8 protein-coding genes and 1 tRNA gene are annotated in these 11,953 nt (G+C 37.8%); 6 read left to right on the top strand and 3 right to left on the bottom strand.

The window, feature by feature from the left end; all coding sequences use genetic code 11:
- The first annotated feature begins 70 nt into the window (after positions 1-70).
- The 3 genes from bla to B176_RS0117595 all read left to right on the top strand — a co-directional run bounded on the left by bla (position 71) and on the right by B176_RS0117595 (position 5,696).
- A complete protein-coding gene (gene bla, locus B176_RS0117605) occupies positions 71-787 on the top strand; it encodes a subclass B1 metallo-beta-lactamase (protein WP_083852754.1) in 717 nt (238 codons plus the stop codon).
- A 201-nt stretch (positions 788-988) separates the two neighbouring features.
- Positions 989-2,257, top strand: coding sequence for a Gfo/Idh/MocA family oxidoreductase (locus B176_RS0117600; RefSeq protein ID WP_017260155.1), 1,269 nt, complete (start codon positions 989-991; stop codon positions 2,255-2,257).
- Positions 2,258-2,288: 31 nt separating this feature from the next.
- Positions 2,289-5,696, top strand: a complete 3,408-nt coding sequence (locus tag B176_RS0117595) for a DUF1080 domain-containing protein (protein ID WP_017260154.1) — start codon at positions 2,289-2,291, stop codon at positions 5,694-5,696.
- 446 nt (positions 5,697-6,142) lie between these two features.
- Here B176_RS0117595 and B176_RS21085 read toward each other — a convergent pair.
- Positions 6,143-6,254, bottom strand: a tRNA-Asp gene (locus B176_RS21085).
- A gap of 163 nt (positions 6,255-6,417) precedes the next feature.
- Between B176_RS21085 and B176_RS0117590 the strand changes: the two genes are divergently transcribed.
- Positions 6,418-6,894, top strand: coding sequence for an Lrp/AsnC ligand binding domain-containing protein (locus B176_RS0117590; protein ID WP_017260153.1), 477 nt, complete (start codon positions 6,418-6,420; stop codon positions 6,892-6,894).
- 59 nt (positions 6,895-6,953) lie between these two features.
- Positions 6,954-7,247: a hypothetical protein gene (locus tag B176_RS0117585; protein ID WP_237739852.1), complete on the top strand. Its 294-nt coding sequence runs from the start codon at positions 6,954-6,956 to the stop codon at positions 7,245-7,247.
- 42 nt (positions 7,248-7,289) lie between these two features.
- On the opposite strand, the gene B176_RS0117580 is transcribed toward B176_RS0117585, so the two are convergent.
- Both B176_RS0117580 and B176_RS0117575 read right to left on the bottom strand, forming a co-directional pair.
- The gene (locus tag B176_RS0117580; protein ID WP_017260151.1) at positions 7,290-7,712 is read right to left on the bottom strand and encodes a hypothetical protein; all 423 of its coding nucleotides are present in this window, start codon (positions 7,710-7,712) and stop codon (positions 7,290-7,292) included.
- A gap of 24 nt (positions 7,713-7,736) precedes the next feature.
- Positions 7,737-8,183, bottom strand: a complete 447-nt coding sequence (locus tag B176_RS0117575) for a low molecular weight protein-tyrosine-phosphatase (protein WP_026063431.1) — start codon at positions 8,181-8,183, stop codon at positions 7,737-7,739.
- Positions 8,184-8,498: 315 nt separating this feature from the next.
- Here B176_RS0117575 and mfd point away from each other — a divergent pair, with 315 nt between their 5' ends.
- Positions 8,499-11,849 (top strand): transcription-repair coupling factor, encoded by a 3,351-nt coding sequence (gene mfd / locus B176_RS0117570; RefSeq protein WP_017260149.1) that lies wholly within the window; start codon positions 8,499-8,501, stop codon positions 11,847-11,849.
- Positions 11,850-11,953: the final 104 nt, after the last annotated feature.

The raw sequence follows: 11,953 nt of genomic DNA, 5'->3' as shown, positions 1-11,953 counted from the left end.
TACAGTTCAAAAATTCACCAAGTTTTGTTTAGAGCTTTAGTATTTCCTGTAAATTTCTGATGTTTGCAACATGAGTCTTAAAATATCTTCTTGTCTTTTTATGCTATTAACGATTTTTTTAGATGGCTTTTCTCAAGGAAGCGTAATTAACATCACCCAAATAAGTCCGAGAACATATGTTCATGAATCATTTTTACAAACCCAAGAATGGGGGAGAGTTTCTTGTAACGGATTGATTTTTATCAATGAGAATAAAGCAGTTGTTTTTGATACTCCGGCTAGTGAAGAGGCTACCAAAGTATTAATCAATATTATTCAAGATAGCTTGAAAGCGAAAATTATAGGGCTAGTGGTCAATCATTTTCATGCTGATTGCCTTGCCGGATTACAAGTTTTTCACCAGTTAAATATTCCATCATACGCCAATAATAAGACTGTAGTTTTAGCTAAAGCTCATCAATATGAAATTCCTCAACATGGTTTTGAGAAGAAACTATTTTTAAATGTTGAGGGGGATGTTGCAGCGAACTACTACTTCGGCGGAGCACATACAATTGACAATATCGTAAGCTATATCCCCGCAGAAAAAGTGCTTTTTGGAGGCTGTATGGTGAAAGCGTTAGGGGCTTCGAAAGGAAACCTAGCAGACGCTGATCTTAAACAGTGGAGTAAAACAATTAATAAGGTGAAAAAATTAAAACCGACCATCGTTATTCCAGGTCATGGAAATTGGGGTGGAGCCGAGTTGCTTGACTATACCGAAAGATTATTCAGGGTTGAAGAATAAAGAATTAAACAGCAGTCTGTTTCTTGTAAAAGTCAATCTCTGTGAATTCCCCCGGATAAGAAAAACCATACGAATATTAAACTAATTATCTAACTTCATCTTCGTTGCTTGTATAAACCTCAAGTAATTACCCAAGTTATAAATATTATTAAGGAGAGCCATCACCTTAAACATTTATGTTACACCAATTATTAATTAATTATGAATAAAGAAACAGACTCTAGACGCGAATTTCTAAAAAAAACAGCAATTGCAGCAGTAGCGTTTACAATTGTACCCCGTTTTGTTTTAGGTGGTCAGGGTTATTTAGCGCCGAGCGATCATTTAACTAAAGCAGTTATTGGCGTTGGAGGCATGGGGCGAAACCACTTTAAATATGCCGGAACCAAAACAGTAGCAATATGTGATGTTGATAAGCGACAGCTTGCGCTTGCAACCCAACAGCTTGGTAAAGGCGTTAAACAGTTTGCTGATTATAGAGACCTTATCCAACTGCCTGAGGTTGATATTGTCCATATTGCTACTCCGCCACATTGGCATGGAATTATGGCCGCTGATGCCGCGAAAGCCGGAAAGGATATTTGGTGTGAAAAACCGATGACGCGGACTATTGGAGAGGGAAAAAGAGTAAAAGAGGCAGTACAGCAGTACGATAGGATTTTTAGATTGAATACTTGGTTTAGGTTTGAAGGTACCTTTTATGGAATGAATGTTCCGGTAAAAAAGATAAAGAAACTGGTTGACTCAAAGATGCTAGGATGGCCATTAACTGTCACCATTGGCCGGCATACGGGTTTTAACTGGAAGTTTTATTGGGTTGGAAAAGATAATTTAGCTGTAGAGCCTATTCCACAAGAACTTGATTACAATATGTGGCTCGGGCCAGCTCCGTACAAACCATATAGCGATCATCGCACTAAACAAACTTTTAGAGGCTATTGGGACTATGATGGAGGAGGATTAGGAGATATGGGACAGCATTATTTGGATCCGGTTCAATATTTTTTAGGAAAAGATAATGAAAGCCCTATCTCTATAGAGGTAGATGCGCCTCAGCAACATAGTGATGCAGTAGGCGTTTGGCGTAAAATTGTGTACACCTACGCAGATGGCTGTAAAGTGATTTTAGACGGAGAAGGTAAAATTGATAATGTTCCCTATATAGATGGACCAGATGGAAAGTTATTTAAGGGCTTCAAATCTGATATACCTAATATGGAACAAAAATTAGCTTCATTTCCCGAGCCAGAAGCTCAAGTAACGGACTTTGTGGAAGCTGTAAAAAATCGACAGAAATTTGCTTTGAACGAGGACAATGGTCACCGCTCTTGCACCTTGGTGAATATGGGTAAAATTGCTTTAAGGTTAGGAAGATCTCTTAAATACGATTCGGTAAAAGAACAGTTTATCGATGATGAAGCTGCAAATCGGTTAATTGACCAGCCAATGCGGAGCCCGTGGATTATCTAATTTTATTTATCTAGCTGAAATCAAAGAAACAATGAAGAAATTATTATATACGCTTATACTAGCGATTTTTATACTACAATTACCCGTTTATGCACAACAGGTTGATCAACGGACAAGCACCACAAAGATTGCCGATTTACTTGTTCAACTCCCTGCCCTCAACAAACAAAAACTGGACGGCGCCATGGAGCAAATGGAGGCTTTCGAGAGTCCTGACTTTGTTGCCATGCTTAAATTATTAGCTCCTCCCGGGAAAAAGGATAACTCCGGAGTTGAGTATGCTACAAACAGCTATGCGTTCTATGTAATGCAAACTGGAAAAGAAAGCCAACGAGCAAAATACGTACAAGGACTTTGTGCCGCTTTAAAGGAAGTTGTAAACAAAGACAATAAAGGATATATTATCTCTTTATTACAAAAAGCCGGAAAGGACGATGCTGTTGCTGCTCTAAGTTCTTATTTAACAGATGATTATTTGTCGGAAAAAGTCTCAAGAGCATTGGTAAGGATAGGATCGGTTACGGCTTCTAAAGCACTTTTAGATGCGCTAAGTTCGGCTACAGGAAATGCCTTGCTTTCTGTTATTGAGGCTTTGGGCGATACGAGATATGCAGGGGCTGAATCAGCACTGTTACCGCTCCTTGGAAAAGGTAATGCGGATTTGCAAAAAGTACTTCTATACGCACTTTCTAATATTGGCGGTCCAAGCTCATTTGATGCGTTGAAAAATGCAGCGCTTAAATCAGGTTATTTATATGATATAACCGATGCAACCGCATCTTATCTTCACTATGCATCTGTATTGGTTAAAAATGGCAATAATAAGCTTGCAGAAAAAATAGCTTCCGATTTTATAAAGGATGCCGGTGCCGACTCCCAGGTTCATTCCCGTATTGTAGCCTTAAAAGTACTAACGGATATCCACGGTCAGGATTATACCGCGGAGCTGATTAAGGCAGCCGGCGATAAAAATATCGAATACCGAGTTGCAGCGTTAAAGTTTGCTGCTCCGTTTGTAAACCAAGGAAATATTAGAGCGTGGGTTAAAGCACTGAAGAAAGCAGATAAAGAAGCAAAACCTGCTATTATTACTTTTTTGGGAGCAAGTAATAACAAATCAGTTATTCCTGCCATTAAAAAATCTTTGAGGAGCAACTATGATGCTGAGCGTATTTCTGCTATTGCGGGCTTAGGTAAATTAGGAGGTGATGAAGTTGCTCCAGTCTTACTAAGCCTATTGAAGAAAGGAAACTCAGTGGACAGACCTGCTTTGAAAGAAGCGTTTTTAACGATGAAAGGAGCGAAAACTCCGGCTTTATTAACGAGTGCACTTTCGGGAGCAAGTCCAGAAAATAAGGTTTTTCTTATTGAAATACTTGCACATCGTGGATATTCCGATAGTTTTTCTTCAATAAGCGCCTTGTTGAAAGATAAAGATGAAACAGTGAAAGTTGCTGCGTTTACAGCACTTCCTCAAATTTCAAGATCTAAAGATTTACCTGTTCTAATTTCACTATTAAATAATGGACAAGCTACAAATGAGAAGCTTGTAAATGATGCTATTGTAAATGCTGTGCGGTATAGTTCCAGTAAGGATCAGGATATCGAATATATTCTAAAATATTATAACACGCTTGATGATCTTAAAAAAGCTAAGTTTTTGGAGATTTTACCTGGCATGGGCGGACAAAGAGCATTAGATGCTACAATACAATCAAGTGAAAGCAGTAATGCTGTTCTAAATGATGCTGCAATAGCAGCGCTTTCAAATTGGAAAGATAAGGATGCACTTTGGACTTTGGTTGACTTGAGCAGAACTACAAAAAATCCTACACAGTTTGGTTTGGTATTGAATGGTTTAGTCCGCTTAACCGAAGCTGCAGATATTAACGACGAGCGTAAGCTTTTAATCTACCGCGACGCGATGGAAGTGGCGAGAACGGAGGCGCAGAAAAAGTTAATCTTGAAGAATATTGGATCAACAGATAGCTATAATGCCTTGATGTTTGCGAGTTCTTTTTTAGATGATAAGGATTTGGGAGAAGTAGCTGCCAACACAGCTATGGAGATCGCTTTGGCAAATAACAGTTATAACGGAGAAGGAGTAAAAGCCTTATTGAATAAAGTTATCCCTCTTTTAAAAGGAGGCGACAGTAGCTATGATAAAGAAGCTATTAAAAAGCATATCATAGAGTTGCCCCGAGGTTCGAGCTATGTTCCGCTATTCAATGGATTTGATTTAAGTGGCTGGCAAGGTTTGGTGGCTAACCCTATCAAAAGAAGCCAGATGAGTGCCAAAGAACTCGGTCTAGAACAGGCAAAAGCAAATGAAGAAATGCGCCAGGGTTGGGTAGTTAAGGATAGTGTTTTGATGTTTACTGGCAAAGGGAATAACATTGCAACCATCAAGCAATACGGAGATTTCGAAATGCTGGTAGATTGGAAACTCGATAAGGACGGGAAAGAGGGTGATGCAGGTGTGTATCTACGCGGAACTCCTCAAGTTCAGATATGGGATATTTCCCGTACAAACGTAGGGGCACAAGTGGGTTCTGGTGGTTTGTACAATAATAAACAGAATCCTAGTAAACCACTTAAAGTAGCTGATAATCCTTTGGGAGAGTGGAATACTATGAAGATTACAATGGTAGGAGAAAAGGTAACGGTATATTTAAACGGCGAGTTAGTTGTGGACCAGGTTACCTTGGAAAATTACTGGGACAGAAATCAGTCTATTTTCCCCGTTGAGCAGATCGAACTTCAGGCACATGGATCTTTGGTTTATTACAGAGATATTTTTATTAAAGAGCTCCCTCGTAAAGAAATCTTTAAGTTAAGTGAGCAAGAGAAGGGTGAAGGTTTTAAAATACTGTTTGATGGAAGCAATTTAGACTCATGGATGGGTAATACAACATCTTATACGGTAAGTAACGAAGGAACCTTGGCTATTTATCCAACGAAAGGATCAGGAGGGAACTTATTTACCAAAGAAGAGTTTAGTGATTTCATATATCGTTTTGAATTTCGTTTGACTTCTGGAGCAAATAACGGAATTGGAATCCGAGCTCCTCTTACCGGAGATGCAGCGTACGAAGGTATGGAAATCCAAGTACTGGATAATGATGCGGATAAGTATAAGAATTTAGCAGTTTATCAATATCATGGTTCTGTTTATGGTGTTATCCCCGCTAAACGAGGTTATCTTAAGCCACTTGGAGAGTGGAACAGTGAGGAAATTCATATTAAAGGGAATAATATAAAGGTGACTTTAAACGGAACTGTAATACTAGAAGGAAACATAGCGGAAGCTTCTAAAAATGGGACACTCGATAAAAAGCAACATCCAGGTTTAGGAAGAAAAATCGGACATATTGGTTTTCTAGGTCATGGATCAGAGGTTCATTTCAAAAATATACGAATCAAAGATTTAGGTAAATAGAGCTATAGCTTGTTCTCTTAAGGATTTTGGCAATAACAATAGGTGTTTTGTCATGTAGCTTGTAAGATAAGTAGCTTGTAAGGGAGGCTGAACAAAACAATGTTCAGCCTCTTTTAGTTTTTGTTCATTTGGGCCATCTAATAGCAGTACTTCTTAATCTATCATTAAAAGACTAATTACTATAGACTGAAACTAGTCGGCTTAATTTTTAAATACACTAAGTACTTTTTTGAAACCCAAAAAACTTAAAAATGGCATCAATTTGAGTATCAATTTATAAAATATGACCCTTAAATGCACTCTATTTGCCCGTATATACTATGTTTTTTATTTGAGAGATGCGATTCGTTAAGAGCCGTAACCAAAAGGTTATAAAACAGTTAAGCTCCAAACGGGGAGAGTGGAGCTTAAACTAACCAATTATAAACCTAAATTAAACGAAAGGGCTGTAGGGGTAGGAGTCGAACCTACACGAAGTGGTTATTTCACATTGCTGCTATTTTCCAAACCTTCGCCACCGAGACAAGGAGGTGTGTCTGCCAATTTCACCACCCTACAGTATATTTGTTTTTCAATTATAATCAAAAAGCTTGCCCTTTTGACTTATTGTATAGTACAAATGTAAGAGGAATAGCTATATGTTGCAAATATTTCAACATTATATTTTAATTTTTACCAATTTTTTATTTATACTTGTTTTATATTAATATTCGATAAAAACATGAGTGATAAAACGCGAACTAATTTAGAAATTGATAATTTAGATATCGACATATTATCGATTTTGATGAACGACGCTACCACTGCGTACACAGAAATCGCCAAAGAACTGATCGTTTCTGGCGGCACAATCCATGTGAGGATGAAAAAAATGCAGGATATGGGTATTATCAAAGGTTCTAATCTTATTGTAGATGCTCAAAAAGTAGGTTATGATATCTGCGCCTTTTTAGGGATTTATTTAGAGAAGGGTTCTATTTATCATGAGGCAGTGGCAGAGCTGAAAAAAATCAAAGAAATTGTAGAATTGCATTACACAACAGGTAATTATTCCATGTTTGCAAAAATTATTTGTAGAGATACCGGTCATTTACGCCACGTATTAAACGACGAGATACAAGCTGTCCCTGGGATACAGCGCACAGAAACTTTTATCTCCTTAGAAGAAAGCATTAAGCGACAAATTACCCTCAAGTAAAAAAGGTTTGGGATAAAAGGTATGGGGCAAAGCATACAACTAAAAATTGAAGCTTAGCGTTGGATTTAATTTTGGCAGAGGTTTTGACTTATAGTAGAATACCTATAAATAAGTTTATCGCTATGGAAGCTAAAAATAAGAAATGGGAATCGGGTCCAATTCAGGAAACCGACGACAAACGCACTGACGAACAGTTTGAACGAGCAAAAGAAGAGTCGGAGCGTAGAAAAGAAAATTTAGATGATAAGGGAGAGGGTTCTTTTAAGGAAAAGAACGGAGATGAGCATCAGCAATATTCTGATTTGAAAAGCGAACCAAATCTGGAAACACGCCCAACAAAAACTTCAAACTAGTTTAAGATTTTTAATAAGGAAAGAGCCCAAAAGGCTCTTTCCTTATTTTGCAGCTACTTCAGAGAAGTACCATTTATCAATGATGTTTTGCCGCTCTTTCGCACTTAATTGATAAAATTCCGGATTTTTTTTGATGAATATTTTTAAGGTTTCCATCTGGTTAAACCATAATTCCGCATATTCACCAGCACCCTTCATTCCATACTTGTTTAAAAATGTAGCATAGCTGTTAGCGTTTTTTAAAATCTTGTTTTGGTTATCCTGCAATTCTTCCAATGCTTCTTTAGAGGATGGTAGAGTAAAATCGAATTTCTTACTGTCGAAAACCCTACGAGCATTTAAATAATTGTTGAAATATTTATCCTGATTTGCGTAGTAGTAATAATAGGTCAGGTCTTTTTCAACCTTTTGCGCATAAGCGCCTACGCTTAAGAACACAAGTAACAAAACAATTAATTTTTTCATTGATTAGTGATTTACAGAATAAAGCTAAGCCTTAGTGTTTTGTAAATCAGTTAAAAGTTTTGCACAATTACCTGTTATAAGTTCAAAAACCGGTTCAAATAGGTTATCATCGTAATAGGGATCGGGCACAATGTCGTTAACAATTAATAACCGTACCTTCTTCTCCTGCTCCGGGTTTTCTGCCAAGGCCACTACATCTTTATAATTTTGTTGGTCCATCACAATAATATGATCGAAAAGGTTGAAGTCCTCGGCACTGAATTTTCTTGCTGCCTGTTGTGAGATGTCTATTCCGTAACGCTTAGCCACTTTTATAGACCTGGGGTCTGGTTTACTACCAATATGATAACCGCCAGTGCCAGCAGAATCTACTTGCCAGCCTAAATTCTTCTCTTTTACTAAATGTCGCATACTTCCCTCGGCTAAAGGTGATCTACAAATATTGCCTAAGCACACCATTAATAGTTTCATAATTTATTTTAAAATTTTAAGGTTATAATAGCTATGTACTAACGTTGGTTTTGATAGTTTATGGCTTTTTAAGGAGATCTAAGCTGTCGTATTATAAATTATTTTCACTTTTTAAAACTAAAGATCTCAAACTTAAGAGGAACTAAAAAGATTTAAATTAACTGTCATAGCCGGTGCGCTTGTTAAACCTGCTAATTGCCAATATAGATAAATTTTTTATTGATACCCATGTCCCGTTTAGCCAGATTAGAATTAATGTACCTTAACCACTCGCTAAAACAGAATTAACAATCCATTGTTTATATTTGTGTGTTCATGAATATTAAATCAATTTTAGCGCAGTATAAAACAGACGAGCGAGTGCTCAGTTTAACCAAGGCGCTACAAAAAAAAGCTTCACGCATTCAATTGAAAGGCTTAATAGGTTCTTTGGATGCTTTTGCTGTTGCTTCAACTTATTTTTTAAACCATAGAAATATGGTTTTCATTCTTCCGGATCGGGAAGAAGCCAATTATTTTCAGGCAGATTTGGAGAGTTTGATGGAGAAAGAAGTGCTGATTTTTCCATCGTCATACCGTAAATCTTTTGATTTTACCCAAACAGATTCGGCAAATGTATTGATGCGGGCCGAGGTTTTAAGTGAGCTGAGTAAAACCCACGAATTCGGAAATCTGATTGTTACCTACCCAGAAGCGCTGGCAGAAAAGGTAATCGACAGAAATGCGCTCGAGAAAAACACCCTAGAAATTTCTATCAATAATAAGTTGAGCATTGAGTTTATCAATGAGTTTTTGATCGATTACGATTTTGAACGTACTGATTTTGTTTATGAACCTGGGCAGTTTTCTGTACGTGGAGGTATTGTAGATATTTTCTCGTTTTCGCATGAACTACCATATCGAATTGAGTTTTTTGGTGATCATATTGAAAGCATCCGTACTTTTGAAATTGAGAGTCAGCTTTCGGTAGAGCAGGTAAAATCCATTACCATTGTGCCTAATGTACAGGCTAAATTTTTGACGGAAAGTAATATTTCTTTGCTTGAATTTATTGAAAAAGATGCTGTGGTTTGGTTTAAGGATGTTCAATTTACATTGGATGTGATTAAATCGGGCTATAAGAAAGCATCCGAATTATGGAAAGCACTATCGCCAGCGCAAAAACAACAAAACCCAGATTGGATTGATCCAAAATTTGCTTTTACGGATGATAAAATGTTGGCAGATCAGCTAAATGATTATCCAATTATAGAATTTGGGAAGCAGTTTTTTTATCACGCTACGGATACCATTAATTTTGATGCCCGTCCGCAACCTTCGTTCAATAAAGACTTCACGTTGTTGATGCACAACCTTCAGCAAAATGAAGAACAAAAAATCGACAACTATATTTTAACAGATTCATCAAAACAGCAGGAACGTTTGTTTGCCATTTTTGATGATTTGAATAAGGCAATCAAATTCCAGCCCATCAACGTTTCCATACGGGAAGGTTTTATTGATCATGAGCAAAAAATCGCTTGCTACACCGATCATCAGATTTTCGACAGGTATTATAAGTATAAGCAGAAACGTGGTTATACCCGCTCGCAATCCATAACTCTAAAAGAACTTCGTGATTTAAAACCCGGAGATTTTATTACCCATATTGATCACGGAGTTGGGAAATATGCCGGCTTAGAAAAAGTAGAAGTGAATGATAAAGTGCAGGAAATGATTCGTTTGGTTTACGCCGATAACGATCTGCTGTATGTAAATATCAACTCGTTAAACCGTATCTCTAAATACGCCGGCAAAGAAGGGCAGGTGCCGAAAATGAATAAATTGGGTACCGATGTTTGGGATAAGCTAAAGAAAACCACAAAAAAAAAAGTTAAAGATATTGCCCGCGACCTCATAAAACTTTATGCCGTTCGTAAAGCGCAGGAGGGAATGGCGTTTTCGCCCGATACTTATTTGCAGAACGAGCTGGAAGCATCGTTTATTTATGAGGATACGCCAGATCAGGAAAAGGCTACAGCAGATGTAAAAAAGGATATGGAATCGCCCAATCCGATGGATCGTTTGATCTGTGGCGATGTTGGTTTCGGAAAAACAGAGATTGCAATCAGAGCCGCCTTTAAAGCCGCAACGGATGGTAAGCAAGTCGCTATTTTAGTGCCCACCACCATTTTAGCAATGCAACATTACAAAACCTTTAACGAACGTTTAAAAGATTTTCCTGTCCGTACGGATTATATCAATCGTTTTAAAACTACCAAACAAGTAAAGGATACTTTAGAGGATTTAAAAGCCGGCAAAGTGGACATCATTATTGGTACGCACAAGCTGGTAAGTAAGGATGTAAAGTTTAAAGATTTAGGCTTGCTGATTATTGATGAGGAACAAAAATTTGGCGTTTCTGTTAAAGAAAAGCTGAAGCAATTTAGAGCCAATGTGGATACGTTGACGCTTACCGCAACGCCAATTCCGCGTACTTTGCATTTCTCTTTAATGGGTGCTCGTGATTTATCCATCATGCAAACGCCTCCGCCAAACCGCCAAGCAGTACAAACAGAACTTCACGTTTTTAACGAAACTTTAATTAAAGAGGCTGTTGAATTTGAGTTGGACCGCGACGGACAAGTGTTCTTTATCCATAACCGTGTTGCAGATTTACGTCAGTTAGGTGGATTAATTCAAAAACTGGTTCCAAAAGCTAAAATTGCAATTGCTCACGGACAGTTGGAAGGTGATAAGCTGGAAGATGTGATGCTTGATTTTATTGATGGTAAATATGATGTTTTAGTAGCAACAACCATTATTGAAGCAGGTTTGGATGTTCCAAACGCCAATACAATGCTTATCAATCACGCCCATATGTTTGGTTTAAGCGATTTGCACCAGATGCGAGGCAGAGTTGGGCGTTCCAACAAAAAAGCTTTCTGTTATTTATTGAGTCCACCTTTATCCACTTTAACATCTGAAGCTAGAAAAAGACTGAGCGCTATTGAAGAGTTTTCTGATTTGGGAAGCGGCTTTAATGTTGCCATGAGAGATTTGGATATCCGAGGAAGCGGAAACCTTTTAGGTGCCGAACAAAGTGGTTTCATTGCCGAAATTGGTTTTGATATGTACCATAAAATTTTGGACGAAGCCATCCAAGAACTGAAAGAAGACGAGTTCAAGGGACTATTTTCCGATGACAAACCTCGTCCGTTTGTAAGCTTTACGCAGATTGATACGGATATGGAATTGATGATTCCGGATGAATACGTCACCAACATTCAGGAACGTTATAATTTATACACCGAATTATCTAAAATAGAAAACCAAACCCAGTTGGATGCTTTCGCTAAAGAGCTACATGACCGTTTTGGAGCTGTCCCACGGCAAGTCCGTGATTTATTGCGAACCGTTGAATTGCAATGGATCGGTAAAGAAATCGGCTTAGAAAAAATCAGCTGGAAAAAAGGCGTTTTGCGAGGTTATTTTATCTCGGATAAACAATCCAAGTATTTTGAATCGGAAGCCTTTGGCAGGATACTGTCTTTTGCGCAACAGAATCCTCGTAATGTAAATTTAAAAGAGGTGAAAAATACATTGAGGATTGCCATTGAGGGTATCAAAACTATTGATGAAGCTATTTTTGCTTTGGAGCAGATGCGGGATCCGGTGGTGATTTAGTTTAAAGAGGCAGAGACTCTTTTCTATTCTTGAATCCTTAGAGACGCTTCGCTGAACTCTAAGGACAGAGGTGGAAAATATTGTAAAAAATACTTATTTATTGA

The sequence above is a fragment of the Pedobacter arcticus A12 genome, assembly GCF_000302595.1.
GTDB classification, from domain to species: domain Bacteria; phylum Bacteroidota; class Bacteroidia; order Sphingobacteriales; family Sphingobacteriaceae; genus Pseudopedobacter; species Pseudopedobacter arcticus.
The sequence above is the reverse complement of the archived record's forward strand: the minus strand, read 5'-3'. Positions and strand labels throughout refer to the sequence as shown.